At 40.2% G+C, this 25917-nt stretch carries 23 protein-coding genes; 4 read left to right on the forward strand and 19 right to left on the reverse strand.

Annotated elements, in window-relative coordinates; all coding sequences use genetic code 11:
• Nucleotides 1-12 precede the first annotated feature (12 nt).
• Complete coding sequence (gene ord, locus BUA11_RS01560) at nucleotides 13-1023, reverse strand: 2,4-diaminopentanoate dehydrogenase (protein ID WP_072757590.1); 1011 nt, start codon at nucleotides 1021-1023, stop codon at nucleotides 13-15.
• Between the two features lie 361 nt (nucleotides 1024-1384).
• Between ord and BUA11_RS10320 the strand changes: the two genes are divergently transcribed.
• A complete protein-coding gene (locus tag BUA11_RS10320; RefSeq protein ID WP_178137735.1) occupies nucleotides 1385-1669 on the forward strand; it encodes a hypothetical protein in 285 nt (94 codons plus the stop codon).
• A 42-nt stretch (nucleotides 1670-1711) separates the two neighbouring features.
• On the opposite strand, the gene purB is transcribed toward BUA11_RS10320, so the two are convergent.
• The 18 genes from purB to BUA11_RS01655 form a co-directional block, all read right to left on the reverse strand.
• Nucleotides 1712-3004: an adenylosuccinate lyase gene (gene purB, locus BUA11_RS01570; protein ID WP_072757592.1), complete on the reverse strand. Its 1293-nt coding sequence runs from the start codon at nucleotides 3002-3004 to the stop codon at nucleotides 1712-1714.
• 4 nt (nucleotides 3005-3008) lie between these two features.
• On the reverse strand, nucleotides 3009-3680 hold the full coding sequence (locus BUA11_RS01575) for a tRNA1(Val) (adenine(37)-N6)-methyltransferase (protein WP_072757594.1): 672 nt from the start codon (nucleotides 3678-3680) through the stop codon (nucleotides 3009-3011).
• Nucleotides 3681-3684: 4 nt separating this feature from the next.
• Entirely contained in the window at nucleotides 3685-4578 is an 894-nt protein-coding gene (flgL, locus tag BUA11_RS01580; RefSeq protein WP_072757596.1) for a flagellar hook-associated protein FlgL, read from the reverse strand.
• 47 nt (nucleotides 4579-4625) lie between these two features.
• On the reverse strand, nucleotides 4626-7169 hold the full coding sequence (gene flgK, locus BUA11_RS01585; RefSeq protein ID WP_072757598.1) for a flagellar hook-associated protein FlgK: 2544 nt from the start codon (nucleotides 7167-7169) through the stop codon (nucleotides 4626-4628).
• A gap of 100 nt (nucleotides 7170-7269) precedes the next feature.
• The gene (gene flgN, locus BUA11_RS01590; protein ID WP_072757600.1) at nucleotides 7270-7743 is read right to left on the reverse strand and encodes a flagellar export chaperone FlgN; all 474 of its coding nucleotides are present in this window, start codon (nucleotides 7741-7743) and stop codon (nucleotides 7270-7272) included.
• Nucleotides 7740-8027 carry a flagellar biosynthesis anti-sigma factor FlgM gene (gene flgM, locus BUA11_RS01595; protein ID WP_072757602.1) on the reverse strand — a complete coding sequence of 96 codons (288 nt, stop codon included), beginning with the start codon at nucleotides 8025-8027 and terminating at the stop codon, nucleotides 7740-7742. Before flgM ends, flgN begins: the two co-directional genes overlap by 4 nt.
• Before the next feature lie 71 nt (nucleotides 8028-8098).
• Nucleotides 8099-8545, reverse strand: coding sequence for a 23S rRNA (pseudouridine(1915)-N(3))-methyltransferase RlmH (locus tag BUA11_RS01600; RefSeq protein ID WP_245789427.1), 447 nt, complete (start codon nucleotides 8543-8545; stop codon nucleotides 8099-8101).
• Nucleotides 8546-8556: 11 nt separating this feature from the next.
• Nucleotides 8557-9876, reverse strand: coding sequence for an NYN domain-containing protein (locus BUA11_RS01605; RefSeq protein WP_072757606.1), 1320 nt, complete (start codon nucleotides 9874-9876; stop codon nucleotides 8557-8559).
• A gap of 67 nt (nucleotides 9877-9943) precedes the next feature.
• Entirely contained in the window at nucleotides 9944-10453 is a 510-nt protein-coding gene (locus BUA11_RS01610; RefSeq protein ID WP_072757608.1) for a DUF501 domain-containing protein, read from the reverse strand.
• Nucleotides 10426-11223, reverse strand: coding sequence for a 50S ribosomal protein L11 methyltransferase (locus tag BUA11_RS01615; RefSeq protein ID WP_072757610.1), 798 nt, complete (start codon nucleotides 11221-11223; stop codon nucleotides 10426-10428). The genes BUA11_RS01610 and BUA11_RS01615 overlap by 28 nt, the downstream gene beginning before the upstream one ends.
• A gap of 1 nt (nucleotide 11224) precedes the next feature.
• Nucleotides 11225-12025, reverse strand: coding sequence for a LysM peptidoglycan-binding domain-containing M23 family metallopeptidase (locus BUA11_RS01620; RefSeq protein ID WP_072757612.1), 801 nt, complete (start codon nucleotides 12023-12025; stop codon nucleotides 11225-11227).
• Nucleotides 12026-12145: 120 nt separating this feature from the next.
• Complete coding sequence (gene mnmG, locus BUA11_RS01625) at nucleotides 12146-13993, reverse strand: tRNA uridine-5-carboxymethylaminomethyl(34) synthesis enzyme MnmG (protein WP_072757887.1); 1848 nt, start codon at nucleotides 13991-13993, stop codon at nucleotides 12146-12148.
• A gap of 45 nt (nucleotides 13994-14038) precedes the next feature.
• Complete coding sequence (locus tag BUA11_RS01630) at nucleotides 14039-15334, reverse strand: amidohydrolase (protein WP_072757614.1); 1296 nt, start codon at nucleotides 15332-15334, stop codon at nucleotides 14039-14041.
• Nucleotides 15335-15375: 41 nt separating this feature from the next.
• Nucleotides 15376-16335 carry a 6-phosphofructokinase gene (gene pfkA, locus BUA11_RS01635; RefSeq protein WP_072757616.1) on the reverse strand — a complete coding sequence of 320 codons (960 nt, stop codon included), beginning with the start codon at nucleotides 16333-16335 and terminating at the stop codon, nucleotides 15376-15378.
• A gap of 107 nt (nucleotides 16336-16442) precedes the next feature.
• On the reverse strand, nucleotides 16443-18818 hold the full coding sequence (locus BUA11_RS01640; protein ID WP_084634293.1) for a Lon protease family protein: 2376 nt from the start codon (nucleotides 18816-18818) through the stop codon (nucleotides 16443-16445).
• Entirely contained in the window at nucleotides 18793-19608 is an 816-nt protein-coding gene (ispE, locus tag BUA11_RS01645) for a 4-(cytidine 5'-diphospho)-2-C-methyl-D-erythritol kinase (protein WP_072757618.1), read from the reverse strand. Before ispE ends, BUA11_RS01640 begins: the two co-directional genes overlap by 26 nt.
• On the reverse strand, nucleotides 19563-20153 hold the full coding sequence (locus BUA11_RS01650) for an NUDIX hydrolase (protein WP_143145234.1): 591 nt from the start codon (nucleotides 20151-20153) through the stop codon (nucleotides 19563-19565). Before BUA11_RS01650 ends, ispE begins: the two co-directional genes overlap by 46 nt.
• 43 nt (nucleotides 20154-20196) lie before the next feature.
• The gene (locus BUA11_RS01655; RefSeq protein WP_072757620.1) at nucleotides 20197-21552 is read right to left on the reverse strand and encodes a GlmL-related ornithine degradation protein; all 1356 of its coding nucleotides are present in this window, start codon (nucleotides 21550-21552) and stop codon (nucleotides 20197-20199) included.
• A 389-nt stretch (nucleotides 21553-21941) separates the two neighbouring features.
• Between BUA11_RS01655 and BUA11_RS01660 the strand changes: the two genes are divergently transcribed.
• From BUA11_RS01660 to BUA11_RS01670, 3 genes are all read left to right on the forward strand, one after another.
• Nucleotides 21942-23021 carry a sugar ABC transporter substrate-binding protein gene (locus BUA11_RS01660; protein WP_072757622.1) on the forward strand — a complete coding sequence of 360 codons (1080 nt, stop codon included), beginning with the start codon at nucleotides 21942-21944 and terminating at the stop codon, nucleotides 23019-23021.
• Between the two features lie 124 nt (nucleotides 23022-23145).
• Complete coding sequence (locus BUA11_RS01665; protein WP_072757624.1) at nucleotides 23146-24672, forward strand: sugar ABC transporter ATP-binding protein; 1527 nt, start codon at nucleotides 23146-23148, stop codon at nucleotides 24670-24672.
• A 25-nt stretch (nucleotides 24673-24697) separates the two neighbouring features.
• Nucleotides 24698-25870 (forward strand): sugar ABC transporter permease, encoded by a 1173-nt coding sequence (locus tag BUA11_RS01670; RefSeq protein WP_072757626.1) that lies wholly within the window; start codon nucleotides 24698-24700, stop codon nucleotides 25868-25870.
• Nucleotides 25871-25917: the final 47 nt, after the last annotated feature.

Here is a 25917-nt window from a genome sequence, read left to right on the forward strand (position 1 = left end):
TAGAAGTCAAGCTCATTTTGTGAATGAAAGTATTGACCTTGGAACCGGCAAATCTGCCATGCATTTCAGCCCCGGCTGAGCACCGATAACTATCGGTATCATGTTCGTTGCAATCGCTATCGTTGCCTTTCCTCCGGGTATCTCCGGTTTTATCGAAAGGTTTATATTTATGTCCCCGTATATCTCTATGTAATCTCCAGTATCGACACCTTCAAGGTGCGGATGAATCTGTTGCGGATGGTAGAGCTCAATCACGCATTTGTCTCCAACGTATGCCTTAGCTGAATGATTACACCCCGCAACCATGCCCGGTTGTACTTTAACGACGGGCGTTTCTCTGTATACGTTAGAAATTATCGGTTTTCGTTCTTCTTCAACTTTTGATATGTTCCATCCCAACGCTCTTGAAATCATAGCGATGCTCTGCGGGAAACCTATGTGTCCAACGATAGTACCTTTCTTCAAACCTTCTTCGAATTGCTCTGGCGTTGTTCCGACGCCTTGAGTTTCCATAACCGTCTTCCCAAACGGAGATAAATCGTTTATTCTTTTCGCTATTATCTTATCAACTCTTGTGCAAACACCAGTTAACGCTATTATGAGAGTGTCGAGCACAAAACCGGGGTTAACACCTGTTCCGAGAATCGTAACGCCATACCTTTTTGCAAGGCTGTCCATATAGAGCGATTCCTCTGGATGTGAATCAAATGGGAATGCCATCTCTTCTGCAATAGTTATTACGTTTGCATGATTCTTAACTGCGTATTCGATTTGAGGAAGCACGTCTTTTACGAAAGAGCTTGTAGCTATCACAACGAGGTCTGGATTTGTTTCCTCAATAACGTCGATTGAATCTCTAACGCGCACGCCGTAGTTTCCCAAGCCAAGAAGTTCACCCACATCTTTGCCTATAAACTCTGGGTTCTTATCGATAACTCCGACGAGTTTCATGAATTTGCTCTCAATAATATTCTTTGCGATACCCCTTCCCATCGCTCCAAATCCCCAAGTGACTATTCTCATATACTTTCCCTCCTATATTCGTTATTCGAAGAATACAAAACTATTTTACAGAAAATTGACCATATACATCAACTTGACCTTTTCGTATGCTTTTATTGCTAAGTATTGAGATGCTAATCTAATCTTAATATACTCTTTTTCTCTTTCTTTTGCTTTCGTATACTTGTGCATGCAACGTGTTTTCAGAAAACGAACACAATGCTGAGCAATTCTACAATTGTTTTTCGGAGCTATTTCTCGTATTAGTTAATCTCTTGTTAACATACTTTTTTCACTAATTGCTCATTGAAAGTTACATTTAAAATGGTATAATCGCTCTTGAAAGCTGGTTTTTCAACAACTCACAAAGGAGGTTGGAGCTATGGCATCCAAGAAAGGTCTTACGGTAACACTTATCGTTATAGCTATCATTGTGGTAGCTATCATCTGGGCAGTAGCAGCAAACAAGAGCAAAGCAGCTGAAGCAACAACAGAAGAAGCAACAACAACAGAAGAAGTAACAACGGAAGAAACAACAACGGAAGAACTCCCAGCTGAAGAAGTAACAACAGAAGAAACAACAACAGAAGAAGCAACAGAAGCAACAACAGAGGAAATTCCAGTTGAAGAAACAACAACAGAAGAAGCAACAGAAGCAACATTCTAATATTGAAAACTAATAAAAGCGGGCTTTTGAAAGCCCGCTTTTTTATTTTTCAAACCTTTTGAATATTTCTTCAACATTTCTTAGATAGTAATCAGGTTCGAATAAGCTATCAAGTTTTTCTTTGGAAATATATTCTGAAATTCTTTCATCGCTTTGAATCTTTTCTTTAAACGATTCTCCACTTTCCCAACATTCAAGGGCATATTTCTGAACAACTTTGTACGCCTCTTCCCTGCTCATTCCAGACTCAACAAGTGCAAGCAGTATTCTCTGTGAGTAAACCAATCCGTTTGTAAGTTCTAAGTTCCTTCTGACGTTGTTTTCAAAAACTCTCAAATTTTCAACTAGATATCTTGTTTTCTCAAGCATGTAGTATATTGTCATCGTTGAATCTGGCAAGATGTACCTTTCAGCCGATGAGTGCGATATGTCACGTTCATGCCATAGAGCCATGTTCTCAAACCCAACTTGTGCGTAGCTTCTCATGAGCCTTGCCATACCCGTCAGCCTTTCACAAAGAATTGGGTTCTTTTTGTGAGGCATAGCCGATGAGCCTCTTTGCCCTTCTCTAAATGGTTCCATCGCTTCGAGAACTTCTGTTCTTTGAAGATGTCTTATTTCAATAGCTATACGTTCTATCAGTCCAGCTGTAATTGCAAAAACGGAAAGAATGTGAGCAATGTAGTCTCTGCTGACAACCTGGGTGGCCACAGGAGTTGGCTTTAAACCGAGCTTTTCGAGTGCAATTTTTTCTACAACAGGCTCAATGTTTGCATAATTGCCAACCGCTCCACTCAGTTTCCCAACGGATATCTCTTCTATCGCATCGTTTAATCTTCGAATATCTCTCATAAGTTCAGCATACCAAGAGAGGAATTTCAACCCAAATGATGTTGGTTCTGCATGCACGCCATGTGTTCTTCCTATTGTTGGCAAATTCTTGTATTCAACGGCCTTTTTGTACAAGACGTCAGCAAGTTTGTTCATCGAGTCAAGGATATGTCTTGATGCTCTAACAAGTGCAAGTGAGTTGGCTGTGTCGACGATATCCGATGAGGTAAGCCCGTAGTGGAAATAACGCGCTTCATCTCCCATGTTCTTCGTAACAGATTTTATAAACGCTATAACGTCGTGATCAACAACTTTCTCAATCTCTAAGATATCTTCAACGTCGATAACAGCTTTCTTCCGTATCTCTTCTGATGTTCCTCTCGGTGCAATGCCAAGCTCTTCATACGCTTCAACAACGGCGAGTTCTACTTCTAGCCACCTTTCGTACTGAGCTTTTAAGGTCCATAAGCTCTTTAATGGCTCTAATGCATACCTTTCTACCACAAAACTACACCCCCCACTGCGGTGGGTCAACTATCAAATGTTTCCCACCGTTCTTTTTTCCTCTAACTACAACTAATTTCGCTTCTTTTTCAGGTGTTCCGTGCAAAAAACACATTCTTTGAACTATCAACCTCTGCTTTTCTAACAAAGTGATCATTTCCACGAGTATCTTCGGCGAGAATGCGAAAACGAATGTGCCTTTGTTTCTAATCAGGTAAGAAGCTCCATGAATAAAATCCTTTAGTAAATCGTAGTCAGCATTTCTTGAGATTTTTCTTATCTTATTCGGGCTTTCTTTACCTATATGGAACGGTAGATTCGAAACAACCATGTCAAACGTTTCCGTATTGTAGTTAGACCTTATATCTCGAACATCAATGTTTCTAAAAACAACTTTATCCTCTAAACCGTTTATCTTTATTCCATCAACCGCAAGGTCAAACAACTCTTTTTGTACTTCTATCCCCTCCACGTACAGATTATACAACTTCGCAAGTGCAAACGCAACAATCCCTGTTCCACTACCCAATTCCACAACACGCTTGACATCAGCGGTTGGTTTGCTGTACCATACTAAAAAAGCCGACGCGTGCGTCGGCCTGTGTGTAGGTAAATCTATTGTCTCTATTCCTCTTAAAATTTCTGATGAGAATCTTCTAGTCAGGAACTCGTTCATACGATTATCCACCGACAAAATCGACAAGCGATTTCTGGATAGCCATTGCAGCAGATTTTAGAGCTGCTTGCAGCACTGATTGCTGCATGTTGAGGTCTGTGAGTACTTTTGTAAGGTCTGCATCTTGTTCTTTTGATAAGTATTCAGTATTGAACATTTTTAAATCTTCTATTCTCGAAGACACCATCTCAACCATGCGAGCAGTTGAACCGACTGTTGCGAAATGCTCCATCACAGACCTTTCGAGTATTCCAATTTCTTTCAACGATATTTCAGAAAGTTTCTTTTCGTTTCCCTCATAAAGAGCTTTTATCGCATCGTCTATTGTTGAAAAAACAGTTTTGCCGTTCTCCAAAGTGAATACGTCGTACACAGTTACGCCGTATTCTATGCTGTAACCTAACGCATTTACTTTTCTCTTGACGTTCGCTTCCACAGGTGTAACGATGTTACCATTTTCATCGACCGGGCTCAGTTCAGACCTTGCACCACCAAAGATGTATTCATCACCAACGCGAGTGTTAGCAACTTCTATAAGATGCTCCTTTAAAGCCTTAAGTTCGGATGCTATAGCATTTCTTTCGTCAACTGTATTTGTACCGTTTGCACCCCTCACCATCAATTCCCTAACTCGATGGTATAGATCTGAAAGTTCCTGGAGTGTTGTATCATATGATTGTATAAAGTTATTGACATGGTCAACGTTACGCTTGAATTGTTCAAGCTCTCTCAACCTGCTTGATATATTCGATGCTCTTGTTGCAATAACAGCATCATCACTCGGATATTGAACTTCCTTTCCTGAAGAAAGTTTATCGTGCATCTTTGCTATCCTGTACAAGTTTTGCTGTATGTTGAATAGAGACCTGTCATTTATCATGTTATTTGTTATTCGCATCAAAGTCACCTCCGCATGGTACTAAATGGTGCTGATTCATTCCAAGACTATCTACCGACTAATCCGAGTTTATCGATAACCCTCGAAATCATATCATCCACAGCGGTCATTACCCTTGCAGCCGCGTTGAAAGCTTGTTGGTACTTAATCATGTTTGCCATCTCTTCGTCGAGAGATACACCCTTCACACGTTCCCTTTCGCCATCGATTTCTTTTTTCATAAGGTCCGTGTTGCTTTTGATCTTCATGGCGGTTTCACTTTCCACACCAAGTTCGGCAACCACACCACCAAGATATTCATTGAATGATTCAAGCCCATCATTCAATACCTTTTTATATTTTAGCGCAGATAATAGTTCAACTATTCCTGTATTTGCCCTTCCTGAAGGCTTGAAAACCTTTGCATCCCAGTTTGGGTTTTCCTCTGTATAACCAATATCCACAGCTATTGTTTCAGGGTTGCTCTTTATAGTTGAGTTCACTGCAAGTTTTTCGACAAATCTGTACGGCTCTTTTGGCAACTGTTTATCTATGAACAACGCATCGGCTTTTATGTATCTCATTCTCTGGTCCTGCGGCTTTTCGAACGGATTGACAAAGACAAACCCTTCATCCCAGTCGTTGAGAGGATCTCCATCAGAATCTATAAAACCAAGAGCACTCCAAAGCGCTTCAGGACCTTGGATAACCTTTTTCAGTTCAAATCCCAAAGACCTTGAACCACGCAAGACGAATTTTCCATGAGGTGTGACTTCTGCAATAATCCCAGTGTTCGCGTCGTTTATCATTTTTGCAAGGTCTTTCATGGTGTGCTTTGTTGGGTCTATCCTTATTTCTGTCGCACCTATGCGTATAGAGAAAGCTTGAGACCTGTTCAATATGTTTTCAAGTGTCTCCTTGCCCGTATCGAGTGCTTTATACGTCTCTTTGTGGATATTTGCTTGTGTAAAGAGTCCACCAGAATCTGAGAGTTTTAGGCGATTCAAATCGAATTCGTTTGCCTTCGTTGGTATTATCAGGAGCTTGTCATCATGCACATATGCTCTTATGTCGTTCCCAAAGTGAGTGTTGAGTTGGTTGGCTAAATCCTCAAGTGTTGTCGTTGCTGTAATACTCAGGATCTCTTCCTTTCCATTAATCGCAATTTTATATGACCCTTCAGAAACTTTGAAATCGTTTCTATTCACGACAAAAACATCGACGTTTTTCGTGGCAAATCCCATCGTGTTGAACATGTTACCGTTGAAATCAAGTGCAAGGGTGTTTCTTAAATTGCTATTCGCTTCAAAGTACAACCTGTAACCACCGTCACCGTGAGCACCAAGTTTTAAGTCGAACCATTTGTCAGTAATTGTCGACAAAGTGTTTTGAAAATCTTCGACCGTATCGTATGGATTGACTCTCGCTGAAAAGACTTTGTCAGTACCATCGAAAAAGACTATTGCGCCCTTTTCGATAAACGGCTTAGTTGTAATATCGGCAAAATCTTTTCTGTCGCTCATTCCTGAGATATATTTGATAGGACCATTCTCAACCCTTTTCGCACCTGCTAATCTGTAAAGTATCGAATCTTCTATCCTCTCAGCAGATATATCGTTGAAGAATTTTAAACCGGTAACGCTCCCATCTCCGTTGAATCCATCTTGGTGAACAAGGTTGAACTCATCAGTAAGTGAGAGCACAAATTCATCTAATCTGTTCATATATTTGACTAATGTCGAATCACGCAAATCAAAAAGACTTCTTAACTTTCCGTCATTTATGGAAACCATTGAATTCCCAGCGAATATTTCCTTAAAACCTTTACCGTAGGGTTTGTCAAGTGCCCTTAGTTCAACGACATCTTGACCGGTAAGGACGATTTGATTACCAAATCTCAGTGTTATCTGGCCAGCTTGGTCTTCATAATAATATATATCAGCAAGTTCAGAAAGCTCATCTAGAATTCTGTCTCGTTCATCAAGGAGGTCGTTGGGCGTATATTTTAAACTAACAGCTGTTCTCACCTTGGCATTTATGTCTGCCAATCTCTTCACCATTGCATTTATCTGCTGAGTTCTTTGCGCAATTTCGTTATCTATATCAACTCGCAATTGTTCGAGCCTCGTGTACAAATCTTGTATGTGTTCAACAAGTTCCTCCGCCCTACTCACAAGTCCTCTTTTTGCAGCTGTGTTCGTTGGGTCAGTAATCACTTCTTCTAACCCTGACCAGAAAGAATCGAAAAGATACCTGATTCCAGCCTCCGAAGGTTCTGCAAAGAGCTGTTCTACAAAATGCAAGTTTGCAGTCATTGTATCCCAGTAATTGTACTTGTTGTTCGTCTGCCTGAACTGTATGTCTAAGAACTCATCCCTTACACGCTTTATATCTCTAACGTAAACACCCGTACCTATCTGAAGTGGTATACTTGGTTGGGTTAACGATGTTAAAGGAATGGGGGGCATTGTAAGAAGTTCGGGCCTTTGACGTGAAAATCCCGGCGTATTCGCGTTCGATATATTATGTGCAACAACATTCATTGCCAACTTGCTTGCGTAAATTCCAAGTAATCCTGTGTTTAGCGTTCCGAATAGGCTTATGTCTGGCAATGCGATCACTCCTTTTGAGTCGCATGAATCTGTCCAATTTTTCGAAAGCTTTTAAAATAAATAGAAAGGCTTCTCTCAGTTACTCTCTAAAAATCGAAAATCACTTAAATCTATCGTACTTCGAGTCGTATGCAGAAGATTGAAATGTACCACTTTTTCCGTATCCAGAAGCAGAATAGGTCGGTTGTGTCGATGAACCCCTGACGAGATGGTTAAGAAGCTCAAAGTAACGGTCGTTAAATTCCATAATCTGCCTGATCGCATCCATTACTATGGAGAGCTCGTTGAGCTTCTCAACAATCTCGGCGGTCATGAGTGAGATTTCCCGCCTTTCATCAGAATTATCTTTTTCAATATATTCAACAAGTGTTGAATATCCCAGCTTTTTCAAAAATTCATCTCTCTGGGATTCTAAAAGTGATATTTCTAATGATAACTCCTCAATAGAAACCGAATATTTTGAAAGCATGTCCATTTTTCTATTCAAAACAGCACTTTCAAGCCCTCTAAAGGCTTGTATCATGCTTTCCAGTGTCCTTATTTCACTTTTAAGGTTTTCTTTTAACGTATTCATCCCTCCAGTATTTTTTTGGCTATCTTTTCAACATCAACTTTGAAAGTGCCATCCTCTATAGCCTTTTTGATCTGTTCAACCAATTCTGTCCTTACTTCCGAAGAAGTTTTGGCCATTTCAATGTACTCAGCTACCCTTTTACCCTCTTCTACTATGAGCTGGTCACTTACTTTCAAATCTTCTTTTCTCACTTTTGATTTTTCTACGTCCTTCTCAGTTTTTCCTTTGACTTCCTGCAAGTTTTGCATTCCCTGAACCCCGAGCTTGTTTATTTTGTCAATCATACGTCTTCACCACCCTTCTTTTATGCTTTTATCTATTTGTTTTATCGGAAAAACTACACTCTTCTTAAGTCTTAGTAGTGATACTTCTCGTTCCTCAAAATCTTAAAACCCCTGAATATCTGCTCGAGCAAGATAACAAGACACATCTCATGAGTGAATGTCATCTTTGAAAAAGAAATCCTCTCGGCTGCTTTTTTTCTAAGTTCTTCATCAACACCGAGAGGTCCACCTATAACGAACACTATTTCAGATGATATTTGAAAATTCCTATCTATAAGACTCGAAAATTCTTCACTTGTTAACTGTTTCCCCCACAAGTCTATTAAAATGTATCTTCTGTCTTTTAGTTTTTTGAAAATCGCTTCCGCTTCTTTGCCGAGTATCACCTTTGGATTCTCGGTGTTAACATCACCACCGAGTGGTACAAATTCCACGTTGACATCGGCAAACCTTGAAATTTTTTCCAGATAATAATTTTCTGCATCGAGTAAGTGTTTCGAAATCTTTCCCGGGACCAAAATCTCGATTCTCATAATGGTGAATAGAAGTACACGCCCCCAATCTCAGTGATCTCTCCACTGGTTATGAGAAAATTCAGGACCTTTTCAAAAAGTTTCTCATCGTTAGAAAAGACAAGTTCTTTTATGTATTCTATCTCGTGTTTAAATACAAATGTCTGAGACAAGATTCGTTTTACATAGTATGCAAAAGAACTGACTATGAAAGCCTCCAGATTACATACAACTTTCGCTGGAGTTGAGTATGAAATATAGTCACTCTCGTCCATCCCTTTAAGGCAACCGCTTCTTTTCACGGCTTCAACGTACGACTTAAATTCCGAGCTCGTTAATCTGAACTCGCTCTGTAACAACTGATTGAGCGCTTTAACTCTACCGTTTAAGAAGGCTTTATATGTCTTTTCAAGAAACTCCATGAAGTGTTGAGTTAAGATCGGATATTTTTCCAACAATACGGCAAAAAACGCCTTGTTTCTATTTAATTCGTAAACTCCATCGTTTATTTTCAGCACATCGTCGTGCAACAACATATCTAATGCTAACTTTAAGTCATCAATAGCTATTTTATGTCTTTGCGAGTACTCTGGAAGTGTCTTTTCAGAAAGTGATTCGTAAAGTATCCCTCTAATGAGTAGGAGTTTAGTATTCTTTAGCCTTTCCGGTTTTTGCACTTTGCGTTCATATATCTCTTCGGCTAGCTCCGTTATATTGTTGTAACCATATTTTGATGGGTTTATGTTAAAAGACGCGAGAAATCTTGAGAGGTTCTCTATTGTGAAGTTCTTTCCAGACCTTTTAAGGAAAATATCCATCTCCTCTCCAAGTCTGTCAATTGGGTCCGTGAGATTCTCGTTTTTCACAATATCTTCGTAGGGAATGAATTTATCAACAGCTGAGACAAGCTCATAACTCGTTGACTTCGTCCTCGCAACAGCAATTACCTGTTTACCGTAAGACTTCAGCTTGTATACTAAAGCCGTGAAGTCTGCATCTCCTGTCACAAGAAAGAAAGTGTCTATCACATCATTTTTTAGAGCTTGTTCAATACAATCTACCGCAAGCCTTATATCATTTCCCTTCTTGTTTGGTAAGAATTCTGCCTCTGGTATCTCAATGAGCTCTATACCGTAGTTGTAGAGTGCAAAAGCAGGCATTTTGTGCTTAGACCAAGAACCGTAGGCTTTGCCTCCAACTATCCTTCCATACTTTTGAGCTTCTCTGTACACCAACTGCACATCTACTGGTTGATTTTGAAAATCAAAAAGCAAGAATATGTTTAAGTGTGCGGAAGATTGAAGAAACCGGGATTCGTTAAGATTTGTAAGATTCATAATATCCCCCCTACGAGAGATGAAAAATGTGGAATGAAAAGACTCCCCCAGAAAGAAAAAAGCACAATCACAATTTACAACAGTAGCATTCTCCACATTCCTTCTTCTCTATCTGATTGTAAACAAGTTCGCCTATTGGGTTATCTATTCCAGCAAGGTAGTCTGCCAAGTGCAAGTGTAAGCATTTTAAAGTTTTCCAATTTCTTATCCCGCCAGTACCAGAAGAGGCGAGAACTGCGTCCCATTCAGAATCCTCAGGTTTGAGGAGAGACATTCGTTTTTTAATAACATCTTTGTGAGCTTGTTCTAAACGCGAGAAAAATCGTATATTATCTTCGATTAATCTCTCATACTTCTTTACGTAACCTTGCTCCTCTAACTTCGAAACCTCTTTTACTAAGTGTGGACAAGTTAAATAGTGGATAGTTGGAAAGGGCTTGCCGTTTCTTACGGGATAGCTCAAAATAACAACAGGAAAACCGAAAGAACAGTATCTTTCAACGCTTAGCACATTTTCTACGTTCCTGTCAAGCTGTTTCGCAATAATGTTTAAATCTTTATCACTAACGCGTTCCACTCATCCATCACCATTTTCTCTATAACGTTGTATTGGTCAAAGAGGTTCGATTTTTGAGTTATTATACCTGAAAGTATCAAAATCCCATCATCTTTTAAATGATTTTTTGCCTGTTTGAGCATCTCAACGAGTATCTCTGCTATTATATTCGACACAATAATATCGAACTTTCCTTCAACATTTGAGAACAAATCAGACCATTTCACATCTATATCTACACGGTTTCTTACTGCGTTTTCTTGCGCCACTTCAACAGCAAGTGGATCATTGTCGACAGCAACTACTCTATTTGCTCCAAGCTTCTTTGCCAAGATACCTAATATACCGCTCCCGCAACCCAAATCAAGTACGTCCATTCCGGGCTTAAGGTATTTTTTTAAATACATAGCAGACATCTTCGTTGTTTGATGTAAACCTGTTCCAAAAGCTAACCCCTGTGGTATTTTCAAAATTATATTTCCCTGCTCTTCCAAATTGTGATCCATTGGGTCGATTACAACACCTTCTATCATCTCGAAAGGTTCAGTGATGATGTTTTTAACCCAATCTTCCGGTCTTGTTTCTCGCATGCCAATATATTTTAATCCAATCTCGGTAAGTTTCTCCTTGACTTCATCTAATTGTTCCGGATAAAACGAAACAACAGCGAGGAATTTCCCCTCGCTGCTATCTATCGTGTAATAATCGTATTCACCGTAAAGTAAATCATCGATCTCTTCTTGCTTGCTTTCATCAAAATTAAAGACTATTTCTTTGAATACCTTGCTCAATTCACTCAGAGAGAACCCTCCTCATAACGTAAGTGTTTGTTCTCGGTAGATATGCTACAGGATCGTTTGTTTGGTCGTTTTTCCTAACTTCAAAGTGGAGATTCGGTCCTGTCGATGTTCCAGTACTACCAACGCGTGCAATGAAATCTCCTTTTTCAACGTACAGCCCAACGTAAACATTTATTTTCGACAAGTGGGCATAGTAAGTTTCTATCCCGTTTCCGTGGTCGATAATTATGAGATTGCCATATCCAGATTTCCAGCCTGCATACTTAACTTTTCCAGATCTTGATGCAAAGACCGGCGTTCCTGTATCTGCTTTTATATCAATCCCCGTATGGAACATATTCTTGTTATATATCGGATGTATTCTCCAGCCGAATTCCGAACTGATGCTTCCGTAAACGGGCCAAATGAAATCAGCAAGTTGAGTGAAGGACGTATTTACCTTCCCAACCGGAACAAAGACTTCTTTTCCTGCCGAAATAGTGCTTCCTATAGAAGGATTGACAGCCAAAATCTCTTCCGGATCAACAAAGAACAACTTCGACAAAGTTGACAAAGCTATAGTCTTAACTGGTTTATACATTATGCCTGGAACAAATGGTATCTTCAATTTCTGCCCAATCTTTAAGTTCGAAATCGAAACGTCTGGATTCCAATCAAGAAGCACAGGTATTGGAATACCGAATCCCTTAGAGATAGAGTAAATAGTATCCCCACTCTGCACCTGATAGTTTATATAAAATGAAAATACCATTCCTACCATCGCTATCATCACAAGAGCAAGTATTCTTCGCATTCTTAGACCCCCTTATTATATTTGTTACAAAAAATTCCTGTTATATTTTACCATAAAAGTTCAGTATGTCAAAATCTCCCCCTTGGTATACTTTTTATCGCCACCGTGTCCCGAAAATCTTCATTTTTTCTTGATATAGGTCAATAAAGCCAAAATATCTGCAGGCGTAACACCGGCTATCCGCATAGCCTGCCCAATTGACAAAGGTCTTATTTTTTCAAGCTTTTCACGCGCTTCAGTTGATAAATTCGGCACATCTGTAAATTTTATGTTGCCAATTTGTAAATTTTCGTATTCCTCAAAGACTCGAACTTGATCAAGCATCGACTTTATGTAGCCTTCATACTTGAGCTGAATTTCTATCTGGCTTATAATTTCTTTGTCAAGAATAGGTTCTGGATCAAGCTCTTTTATAGCCTCATAGCTCACTTCTGGTCTTCTAAGCAGTTTTGCCAATCTTGTGCCTTCGGTTAATGGTGTGGTTCCAAGTCTTGTCAATATATCATTGACTTGCGTAGATAATGGAACCTTAACGTTCTCTAATCTTTCAAGCTGTTTTTGGATTTCATTTTCCAAATTCACAACACGTTCGTAGAACCACTTCGGAATCAACCCTACTTGGTATCCGTACTTAGACAACCTCATGTGTGCGTTGTCGTGCCTCAGCAAAAGCCTGTACTCTGCACGAGAAGATAGCAATCTGTATGGTTCGTCTGTTCCTTTCGTTACAAGATCATCGATCATGACACCGATATAACTTTCTGATCTTTTCAAAACAATTTGTTGCCCACCTAACAATTTCATCGCCGCGTTTATGCCCGCAACTAATCCTTGGGCAGCCGCTTCTTCGTATCCGCTCGTTCCGTTTATTTGTCCTGCAAAGTAGAGGTTTTCAATAATTTTCGACTCTAAGGTTGGATAAAGTTGTGTGGGGTCTATATAGTCGTATTCCACAGCATACGCTGGTCTAACAATCACAACGTTCTCCAAACCCGGAATCGTCCTGAGCATCTTTATTTGCGCCGCGTATGGAAGACTTGTCGATAGGCCGTTGAGATAGTACTCTTCCGTATCCCTACCCTCTGGTTCGACAAAAACTTGGTGGCTTTCCCTATCAAATTTCACAACTTTGTCTTCAATAGAAGGGCAATAACGAGGTCCCTTCGCTTGAATCAACTTGACCTCTCCGTAAAGTGGTGAGAAAATCAGGTAGTCTCTTATTATCTTGTGAGTTTCCGGCACGGTATGTGTCAACCAGCAAGGGTAGTCTTTGTCCAATACTTTTGGCTCGTTGAAATGAGAAAACACCCAAGGAACATCGTCCGTGTCTTGCCTTGTCATTTTAGAAAAGTCTATGCTCTTCTTAAGAACACGTGCTGGCGTCCCTGTTTTAAATCGTCCAACTGTGAAGCCCAATTTGATGAGTGATTCGGTAAGCCCGTGAGCTGAGAAATCACCCATACGTCCTGCTTCCATCGTATCTCTGCCGATGAAAATCTTTCCTCTAAGGAACGTTCCTGTTGTCAGGATAACAGCTCTCGCTCTGTAATCGATACCAAAAGAGTCGACGATACCCGAAACCTTACCATCTTCCACAAGCAGTTCTTTCACAATTCCATATCTTAGCAACAAGTTGTCCTGCATTTCGAGCTTTCTTTTCATTGTTCGTGAGTAAGAATATTTGTCAATCTGCGCACGAAGTGCCTGAACAGCCGGCCCTTTGCTGGTGTTGAGCATCCTTACGTTTATCATCGTTTCATCTGTTGTCTTCGCCATCTCACCACCGAGTGCATCTATTTCACGCACAACAACGCCTTTAGCTGAGCCACCTATTGCCGGATTGCAGGAGGCCCAACCAACATTATCAGGGTTTCCGGTTATAAGCATTGTTTTCAAGCCAAGTCGAGCACATGCAAGTGAAGCTTCTATACCAGCATGACCACCGCCAACAACTATAACGTCAAACATGTAATCATCGTCAGGTCTTGAAAAGTAATTAATCTTCACTTATGGTTACCTCCTTAGAACCTCTTGCCCGTTTACAAAAATTCCGACTGGATCTCTTTCAAATGGATCTCCATCATACAAACAAAAGTCGGCGCAATACCCTATTTCTATTTTTCCACATTTAAGTCCAATAATCTTAGATCCATTTTCCGTATATAATTTTATTGCATCCTCACGCGTAAAGCCCATTTTCAGAGCAGCTTCCATAACGTACTTTGGATCAGCAGGAGACACGGGTGAGTCTGTAGAGAATGCGATATCAAGACCTGCTCTGTACATTTCCAAAAATGGGTAACCCATTTCAAATGACACATTTTCCAGTAGCGGTATGTCTTCAAAATAAAAGTGCGGTTGAATTGATAGATAATATTTCTTCAACCTTTCAAAATCCTGCCTTTTGATGAATTGCAGATGTATCAATCTATGCTTTAACCTCACTCCATTTCTTTCGAATCTTTCAAGAACTTCGTGGAGTGCTCTATCACCAATCGTGTGAACACATACTTGGAGGTTGTTATTCTCTGCATATTTTATGATATCATCGAAATTTCCAGGAAGCGTAAATACTCCATAGCCTCCTGTATCTTTATATTCTTGGAACATGTAAGCGGTCTTACCGCCAAGCGAACCATCGGCAAATACCTTTATTCCACCAATCTTCGATATTCCGAACTCACTAAATTCGTACTCCCACGGCTCTGTCGTATACAGCTTCTCGAAAATCCGAATCCTGCTTTTAGATAAGAGTACTTTTAGTTTCCCAAATGAGAGCCCATGAAAATCGTCTGAATGAACTTGAGTGACACCGTATCTCAAGAATTCATTTTCACCAGTTTCAAAAGCCATTTCATAAAAATCATCACCAAGTATGGACCAAACTTTTTCGATCTGACCTTCGTATATCAAGTTTTCTTGAAAATTTAATTTTGCCTTCAGATAATCATTTATCCATGCCACATGTCCACATTTCCTTATCAGTATAACCGGTTTAGCCATTTCATTCATTTTATTAATAAGAAGATTATCTGGCAGTTCTTCCCATCCGCGTGCGATAATGATCTCCTCAGCATCACTTTTCAAAATATCCAGAAGATTTTCTTTTGCTAAATCATGCGTCAGTAATTTCATTCCAGTACCTATTACATGCGCGTGCGAATCCACCCAGCCGGGCATTACAAATAGACCTGTGGCATCAACCACAGGTCCAGATTCTGTGAATTTAACAAATTCTCCATTTTCTACATAAAGGTCTCTCTTTTCAAACACTAATCCATTCCAAACATAGCCATTTTTTATTATCATCGATATCCGCTTCCCACCATGCAGAATACTCAAAAATGGCATTAGGATAATATTCCAGCGAGCCTCACGAGTTCCATGTCGAGTCTCTTCTTCTCTTTCAAAACCTCATCAAGCCTTACGGTCACTATCTTTCCACCCTGAAGTGCGGTCATGACATAACTTTCTCCTCTTAGCAGTGCATCGACTGCGGCAACTCCCATTCTTGAGGCTAACAACCTATCGAACGCCGTTGGTGAACCACCGCGTTGGATGTGACCAAGGATAGTTATCCTTGTCTCATAACCTATTCTATGTTCAAGGTGTCTCGCAACTGTGTAAGCACTCGCTGCGCCTTCTGCAACAACAACTATACAGTTGATCTTTCCTCTTTCTCTTTCCTCAAGCAGCTTATTCCCAAGTTCTTCGTAATTCACCGGTACTTCTGGGATTATCACGGCCTCTGCACCGGTAACCAATCCACTGACGGTTGCTATGTAACCCGAGCTTCTTCCCATAACTTCGATGATGAACGCTCTTTCGTGTGAACTTGCGGTGTCTTTAAGTTTTTGAATTGCATCAACAACCGTATTGAGACACGTATCAACACCTATGCTCATGTCGGTCATCGCGATATCGTTGTCTATAGTGCCGGGCAACCCTACCACAGGGATTTTCTGCTCTTCTTCCAAGAACATCGCACCATGCAAACTACCTTCACCACCGATAACAACAAGGCCGTCTATACCGTGCTTCTTAAGTATCTTTGCTGCCTCAGCTCTCGTTTCTTTTCTAACAAACTCAGGACAGCGGCTTGATCTCAGGATCGTTCCTCCGCGCTCCATTATTCCACCAACGGAGGCAAATGTCATAGGCTCAATATCTTCATCAAGCAGACCAGCGTAACCTCTCTTAATGCCGTAGACTTCTAAACCGGACTTGATACCATATCTAACAACTGCACGAATAGCGGCATTCATACCTGGTGAATCTCCACCGCTCGTCATAACGGCTATCCTTTTCAATCCAATCGCCTCCTCGCATCAGCATTTCAAACAAAAAAGCATTTTAAATTATATCATAACGGTAATGATTAGTCTACAAGTTATTGCTACTTGTTGCACTTTTTTTCTTATTTATGCTCTCTTTTCTTTCTTACTCTACTTGTCTTCCCTTCAGCCATATCGTGCGAGCGTTTCAGTGCCTGTACGACATGATAATTCACAGTGCCGCGTGGATATTCGTAGTTTTTTGTCATCACACCAGCAGGTTTGTCAGTCATCAATTCTATAGCTTCATCTACGTCATCTGCTGTCCATATGTGGAATTGTCCTGCTTTTATCGCTTCAATTATTTCATCACTCAGAACAAGGTTCCTTATATTCGCCCTTGGGATGATTACTCCTTGATTACCTGTAAGTCCCTTAAGTTTACATATCCTGTAGAAACCTTCAACCTTTTCGGTGACTCCACCCACTGGCTGAATGTGTCCGTGCTGATTGATAGAACCTGTAACTGCTATGCTCTGTTTTAAAGGTATTTTCGATATGGCTGAAATTATCGCAAGAACCTCTGCCAAAGAAGCACTGTCACCTTCCACATAACCATAAACTTGTTCAAAGGATATTGAAACACCTATTGAGAAAGGAACCTTTCGAGCATACTTACTGCCCAGATAACCTGTTAAAATCATTACTGCCTTGCTGTGTATCTGCCCGCTCAAATCAGCTTCCCTCTGAATATCCAAAATTCCAGAACTGCCGAGGTAAGTTTTTGCGGTGATTCTAACCGGAAGTCCGAATTCGAAATCACCGAAATTAACTACTGTAAGACCGTTGACTTGTCCAACTACCTTACCGCTAACATCTATTATTAAATCTTCTTTTCTGAACATATCATCGTACTTTTCAACGATAAGTTTTAACCGATCTTCTCTTTCAGTTAGTGCCTGATGTACATCCGTATACTCTATAAATTTTGAATTCCTTTTTTGAGCAAAGAAGTTCGCCTCCTCTAACAGATCAATAATAGAACCGAGCTTCATGGAAAGCTTCGTTCTATCTCCGGAAAGCCTCATCGAGTACCATAAAACTTTATTAAGCGCACTCTTTTTGGCGGGCAGGATTTCATTTTCTTTTGTGTAGTCTGCTATAAAAGAAATAAGATCTTTAACGTTTTCAACGGTCGTGTCAAGTTCCCAGTCAAGTTCAACTTTAATCTTAAACAGCTTTTCAAAATCTGGATCATATTCGTACAGAAGTTCATATATTTCAGGAGTTCCAACCAATATAACTTTTAATTTCAGGGGAACTGGTTCTGTCTTGAGAGTCGCTATCGTAGAATAGCCATACGCAGTGTCAATATTCTCAACCTCAATCTGACCTGAGAAAAGCACCTTCTTAAGTCTGTCCCAAACAAAAGGATGCACTAATAGTTCACGTGCATCGAGGATCAAATAACCACCATTTGCTTTGTGAATGCTCCCTGGACGTATCATCGTGAAATCTGTATAGAGCATCCCTTCTCGTTCAATGTATTCAATCTTGCCGAAAAGGTTGTGATAAGTCGGTGTGTCTTCAAAGACAACCGGCGCTGTGTTCAAACCGGAGTTATCAACAATCAAGTTAACACTGTAAGCTCTTCTAAAGTAGTACTCCAGTTCTTGCAACTTCTTTGTCGATGTCACCTTGTCGATAATATCTTCTTTAATTTTATGGATATACTCTTTCACATCACTGTATGGATATTTATTCTCTATCGCTGAGAAGAACTCTTCTGTTGCGAAGAGAAGCGCATACCTATTTAAATCCCGCACGCGTTCTTTATAGACACTCTCGAGTTTTCTGACGTTTTCAACTGCTGCATCTATGAGAAGCTGAACTTTTCTCTCGTTTTCTTCATAAAACTTCTTTTCCTCGTCGCTCAGGTTAATGTATTCCTCTTCCTTTATGACTTTTCCATCTTTCAGTGGGTAATAATTGACACCTGTTGCGGTTAGCTTTATAAGATAACCGAGTTTCTGTGCTTTCTCAATTAGCTCTCTTGTATATCTTTCCTGTTCAGCTTCAAATTCCTCATCTATTTCTTTTCTTCGGACTTTGTAATCTTCACCCTCAAAGACTTTCGAAATCTTTTCCGTTAAGTTTTCGACAAGTTTTTCCATATCCTTTTTAAAATCGATACCTCTTCCAGAAGGCAGGAAGATTACCTTTGCGCGTTGCGGATCTTCGAAATCCATAACATAAGCAACATCTGAAGGCACCGGCTTTTTTTGAGAATACTCACTAACAAAGTGTTTGACAAAGGTTTTTCTACCAGTTCCGGAAAGCCCAACAACAAAGATATTGTATCCACTCTTTTCCATATCAAGCCCAAAAATCAATGACCTGACTGCACGTTTACGCCCAATGAAAGATTGTGTCTCCTCAATCTCTCCTATCGAGTCTATATCAGGTAGCAGTTTGCTTTCAACCACAAGTTCCTCATCCTTCAATTTCATCAAAGGCATCTATTTCCACTCCCTTCTGTGTGAAGTGGTATTTCCCGTTACTGCTTATACAAAAATACGCACTACCGGAGCCTGTCAACGCAGCGGGGAATTCCAGTTTCAGTTTCTCTATTTTGCTCAGCAGATCGTTAGGAATTACTCTCTCAAAAATATTGTAAGTTCCTTTCTTTATCTTCTCACAATCGTTCTCTAAATATGCTCTGTAAAGTTCTAAAGGACCCATAGGTGCTAAATTAAACCATTCACTCCTGAGGTTGCCATACGCTTCTTTTGTTGAAATTGAGTACCCCGGATAGAAAATATCTATCTTGAAACTTGGTAATGGCTCTAATGGTTCTATTATCTCGCCGCGACCCGCAACGTTCGCCGTTCCACCGTACAAAAAGAATGGAACATCGCTTCCAACGGCTTTTGCAAGTTGGTAAGCATCATCTTTTGTAATTACTCCTACATATTCGAGAGCTTTCAAGAAACCTGCCGCGTTACTGCTCCCGCCACCGAGTCCAGCACCCATTGGAATTTTCTTTTCAAGTCTCACTTTAACATCGTGATCCTTATCACCCAAAAGTCTCCAAATTTTGTATAATATATTGTCTTCAATGTGCATGTTTGAATCTATCTGTATATTTCCATCGCCATTTGAAATAATTATCTCCATCTTATCAGCTAAGGATATGTTTTGGAAGAGCGACGATATCTCGTGATAACCGTTGCTTCTCTTTCTAATTATGTCAAGGCAGAGGTTCACCTTTGCGTAAGTTCTAAGTAATAAGCGACAAGTCTTGCCCATCCTTCCATCTCCCCAATGTAATTAGACAAATCTTTTGCTCTTAGTTCGATGAAATTTTCTTTTTCAACAACACCTTTGTAGTTGACATGTGCAATGTACAGAACACCGATATGGACCCTACTAACCGGATTTTCCATATCGTTTATCAAACCGACATATTCCATAGAAAGAAGTTCAACATCTACTTCTTCCTTCAGCTCTCTCCATAAACCTTTCTGAAGGCATTCCTTAGGTTCGTTCGAATCTTCAGTGTTCAGGTGACCACCAACGCCAAGGGTAATCAAATTATGCAATCTCTTCTCAGTTTGGTTTGATGTCCGCTTAAAGAAGATATATTCATCTCCATCTTTAAGCACGATATAGGGAATTATCTGCCGAATTGATTCATCGTACTCAGCTTTCGCCCTTTCAACAAAAAACCCCGTTTCTAAAACTTTCTCGAATTCTTTGTACGGAACTTCTACAACTCCTATTTTGCCATTGCATAACCTTTCGATGTCTGATGTTCGAACAACGAGTACTTTTTCCTGCATTGGATTTTCCATAATATACCTCCGTTCTTTATTTATCAATATTTATCTGTGGTTATCAGTATTCTTCGATATCTATTTCAAGTAATTGCTTTGCTATGTCTTTATCAAGCTTACTTGCGATAAGTCCAATCGCTGCGAAGATGTAATGTTTATCTCTAAGGAATTTTATACCTTCTTGAGGCAACAGCTCCATTGGGTGGATTTTGTGCAGATGTGTCAAACTTTCGAGTGCTTCTTTTGCGTATTTGGACCTCGATAAGAATCCACCGGTCCCAAAAATAGTCTTTACCGCTGTGAGGTCCTTTCCTTCAGCTATCGTCTTGCGACCCGTTGGCGTGTAAAGGTGCTTCTTATTTCCCGCGTGTCTTCTAACGCTCTGCTGTACACAGAACGTTGCGAGCTTGCTTATAAAGTACTCATCACGGTCAGAAATAGGATAAGGGCTTATCCTGGTTAAAAGCTCGTCATAATCTTCAAACTGGTTTCTTAAACTCTCTTCGCCCATCATATTAATAACGTTATGTGCGTTAACGTACAATCCAAGGTCACCCTCGACTGTTCTTTTCGCAAACGGTTCTGGAGAAACGAGCATCTCTTGTACTTCTGGCGAACCTTCAGTGACTGAATCCACATCAGTTGTAGCACCACCGATGTCTATTGTCAAACAATCGCCGAAAATTTCATACGCAAGCTCGGTCGTTGTCATAACAGCGGCTGGGGTTGGAATTATCTCGTAATCGACCATATCTTTAATCTTCTCCATTCCCGGAGCTTTCACAATGTGTTCAGCGAAAACTTCCTTGATAACATTTCTCGTAGGTTCAACGTTAAGGTAATCTATCCTCGGATAAACGTTTTCTGTTACGTACACTTTCTTGCCCGCATTCGTAAGTATGTATTCGACATGCTCAGCTGCGGCTATATTTCCAGCGTATACTATCGGTACGTCAAGCTGCAGTTTTGCGAGCATTTTTGCGTTATGTATAACAGTTTCAGTTTCCCCATAATCAACGCCACCAGCTAATAGTATCAACTTCGGTTGGATAGACATAACCTTTTGTAGGTGGAATTCGTCCATTTTGCCTGCTGTAACGTACTTAATAACTGCACCAGCTCCGAGAGCTGCTTCACGAGCTGCTCGAACGGTCATGTCATAAACAAGCCCGTGTACAGTCATCTTCAACCCACCAGCTGCACTGCTCGTTGCTGCAAACTTCTCCCATTTTATGTCTTCACCAAGAATTTCTTTCATCTTACTAAGCGCTCTCTCAATACCGATAGTTACATCTCCTTCGTTCACAGTCGTCCAATGCTCAGCTTGTGCTATTATCTTTGATTTCAAACCGAAATGGAATGCGGTCAAAACTGTCGTCGTGGATCCAATCTCTGCGAAGAGTAAATCGATTTTCATTTCAGAACCCCCCCTTTATCTTCCTGATTTCGTTTCATCTTCTACGAATAAGAATCTTGCACTCTAAAGTGTTCTCAAACTTAATTCTATTATACTACATGAAAATCCACAAAATAAGAATCTTATTACTTGAACACAAGTAATTATCTATACATGTCGTAAACATACATTCCAAGCAAATTTCGACACGTCACAGCAAAAAAATGAAGATAATCGAAGAAAACCTGAGAAAAAGTGAAAATTGTTTCAATAACCCTATTTTTTTCTTTCTGAAAGAAATATAATAAAGAGCTGATAGATTATGTTAAAGAGGCAAGATGTGTTATATTTTTGCCAAGGGGGTTAAAACCCTAAATTCTGAGAATTCATCCAAAGAGGAGGGAAAGTGTATGAAGAAGCTTTTACTCTTAGGAACTTTTTTTGTGCTTCTTATTTCTGCGGTAGTTAACTTCGCGCTTGACGTTGGTGTCGTACTCCCAACAAACGCTGAACCAAGATGGGTCCAGGATGAAACAAGATTTAGAGACGCTCTTAAAAACACAAAGTACTCAGTTGAAATTCTCTTCAGCCAAGGACTTCCAGCAAAGGAAAGAGAAAACGTTGAAGCTCTTATAGCAAAAGGTATAAAGGTTCTTATCATATGTCCACACGACGCAGTCGCAGCAGCGGCAGCGGCAGAAGCAGCAAAGAAAGCAGGAGTATACGTTATTTCTTATGACAGATTAATTATGGGAACAGATGCGGTTGATTACTATGTCACATTTGACAGTGTCGAAGTTGGTAGGGCAATGGGTAGATACCTTGTCCAGAACGTCAAAGCTGGAACAAAGAACAACCCACTTTACCTCTACGCAGGTGCACTTTCTGACAACAACTCGTTCCTCTTCTTCCAAGGTGCTTGGGAAATCCTCCAGCCAAAGATTGCAGACGGAACGTTCAGAATTATAAACTCATCCGAAGCAGAAAAAGTTAAGAACAAAAAGGATTTGACAAGAGACGAAATGGCAAAGATAATTGGACAAGTAACAACAAACTGGGACTTCAACGTTGCAAAAAGAAAAGCAGAAGATGACCTCACAAGAGCAAAAGCAGCGGACAAAGGAACAGTATACATACTTGCTCCAAACGACGGTACAGCAAGAGCTATAGCAGATGCTTTCAGAGCAGATAAGGACGTCAAAGCTTACTACATAACAGGTCAAGACGCAGAAAAAGCATCAGTACAATACATTATCGACGGTAAACAATCAATGACAGTATTCAAAGATGTAAGGCTTCTCGTCAAAGACGCAATAAACGCAGCACAGTTGTTGATTGAAGGTAAGAAACCAACGACGACAGCTACATACGACAACGGAAAGAAGAAAGTACCAGCAATTCAATCCCAGATACAGACAGTAACGAAGGATAACGTGAAAAAGATACTCATCGACTCTGGCTACTACTCAGAAAAGGACTTCAAGTGGTAATTAGTTCTGCTGTAATTAATTCATGAACAACAAACTGGGTGGTGTGAAATATCACCACCCGGTTTTTAGAATATACAATATACTGTATATTTGAAAACAAGATATGTCAACAAGGGGTGATTCGATGACGGACGATTTCATACTCGAGATGAGAGGTATAACTAAAGATTTTCCAGGAGTAAGGGCGTTGGACAATGTTGATTTCAAGGTAAGAAGAGGGGAGATTCACTGTTTAGTTGGAGAAAACGGCTCTGGAAAATCGACGATGATGAAAATACTGAGTGGTTTTTATCCATATGGAGAGTATGAAGGAACTATTATATTTGACGGAAAAGAACAGAGATTCAGAAATATCCATGACAGTGAGAGTGTGGGTATTGTAACAATATACCAAGAACTTGCACTGATTCCGGAACTCACAGTTTACGAAAATATCTTCCTCGGTCATGAAATAAAACGCGGAAGATTCATAGACTGGAACGAAACGATAAAGAAGGCAAAAGATATGCTCCTACACTTAAAACCTGACCTTGACCCTTCGAGAAAGGTTAAAGACCTCGGCGTAGGTCACCAACAGATAGTTGAGATTGCGAAAGCTTTGAGTAAAAACGTCAAATTGCTTATCCTTGACGAGCCAACGTCGTCGCTCAACGAAGATGACAGCGAAAATTTGCTTCGGATAATTAGGGAGCTAAAAAAGAAAGGTATAACCTCTATATTGATTTCACACAAGTTGAAGGAAGTAGTGGAAGTTGCAGATACCATCACCGTGTTAAGAGATGGCAAGATGGTCGGAAGGCTTGAGAAAAGGGAGGAATTCACAGAGGCTAACATCGTCAAGTACATGGTTGGAAGAGAAATAGAAGATATATACCCAAAACGCAAAAAGAGAGAATTTGGTGAAAAGATTTTCGAGGTTAAGAATTGGAAAGCGTATGATACGAGTCTCAACAGATATGTTGTTAAAGATGCTAATTTCTATGTTCGAAGAGGCGAAATCGTAGGAATTGCCGGATTGATGGGTGCGGGCAGGACAGAGCTCGCTTTAAGCCTTTTCGGAAATGCCAAAGATTATATAGTAGAAGGCGAGATGTACTTTGATGGTCAGAGGTGCAATTTTAGATCACCTTCCGAGGCTATAAAAGCAGGATTTGCATATCTCTCGGAAGATAGAAAAGTGACAGGGCTGATTCTCGATTTTGATGTGAGAACTAACATTACTCTGGCTGGATTAAAGCAGCTGAAGAAAGGATTATTCGTTAATGACAACGAAGAAATCATAGTTGCTGAGAGATTTAAAGAATCTTTGCGTATCAAAACTCCGTCAATCGAGCAAAAGGTCATGAACCTTAGCGGTGGAAACCAGCAGAAAGTTTCGATAGGCAAATGGCTATTTGTAAAACCAAAGTTGCTTATCTTGGACGAGCCGACAAGAGGCATAGATGTAGGCGCAAAGTACGAGATATATACGCTTATGAACAGATTAGTAGAGGAAGAGGGAATGAGTATCATAATGATCTCTTCCGAACTTCCCGAAGTTCTCGGTATGAGCGACAGAGTTTACGTCATGGCTGGTGGAAAGATTGTTGGTGAGTTAAGTAGGGAAGAAGCAACGCAAGAGAAGATAATGCATATGGCAGTGGATTATTAATAAATATTACAAGGGAGGGTACGAGATGAATTTTCTACAAGAACTTGGAGTGCTTCTTAAAAAGAACATACGTGAGTACGGTATGTACATCGCACTTGGTGCAATTATGATTATATTCACCATTCTTACAGACGGGCTTTTCTTCTCTTCAAGGAATATTAGCAATCTTTTTAATCAGATGGGGTATATTGCTGTGCTCGCCGTCGGTATGACACTCGTTATAGTTATAAGGCACATCGATTTGTCTGTAGGATTCATGGCTGGTTTCCTTGGCGCGATTGCGGCAAGGATGCTGAGAGAAGGCATGCCAGTAATACCAACGATACTAATTGTAATAGCGCTCGGTACAGTGTTTGGTCTTGTCAACGGATTTTGGGTTGCGAAAGTTGGACTGCCTGCGTTCGTAGCAACCTTGGCAGGAATGCTTATCTTCAGAGGTGCTCTACTGCTCTTTACACAGAGTACAGGTACTATTATAGTTATGAACGATTCATTCAATCAGATCGGTAATGGATTCATTCCTGATATATTCCACAATGAAAATGTACACATCTTGACCCTCATAATTGGACTTGCGATAATCGGATTATACATTTACAGTGAAATCAAAACGCGTAACAACAAGCTCCGCTACAATTTCGAAGTCCTTTCGATGCGCATGTTCATTCTAAAACTCCTTTTTATAAGCGCTATCATATTCTACATCTTTTGGACATTAGCTTCTTACAACGGACTTTCATGGACATTTGTAATAACACTCATTATAACCTTTGTATACCATGTCTTGACAACAAAAACAGTACTTGGTAGACATATATACGCAGTCGGTGGTAATCCGGAAGCTGCAAGGCTAAGTGGTATAGATGTCAAGAAGATCACTCTTTTCGTATTCGGATCAATGGGATTTTTAACAGCAATATCCGGTATTCTCTACACTTCAAGGCTGCAATCGGCTACACCAGATGCGGGTACCCTCTTTGAACTTGACGCGATAGCTGCTGCTTATGTTGGTGGTGTTTCGGCAGCTGGCGGAGTCGGTAAAGTAGCAAACTCACTTATAGGTGCTCTTGTTATGGCATCACTTATAAACGGTATGAACCTTCTTGGCGTCGGTATATCTCTGCAATACGTTATAAGAGGTGCGGTCTTAATTGCAGCAGTTGTTTTCGATATCAAGACAAGAAGCAAGGTAAGGTAATCTCAAGTGAATCAACCGTTAATGCCGTTTTAGTTTCTAAGGTTCAA

Source organism: Fervidobacterium gondwanense DSM 13020 (assembly GCF_900143265.1).
Classification (GTDB): domain Bacteria; phylum Thermotogota; class Thermotogae; order Thermotogales; family Fervidobacteriaceae; genus Fervidobacterium; species Fervidobacterium gondwanense.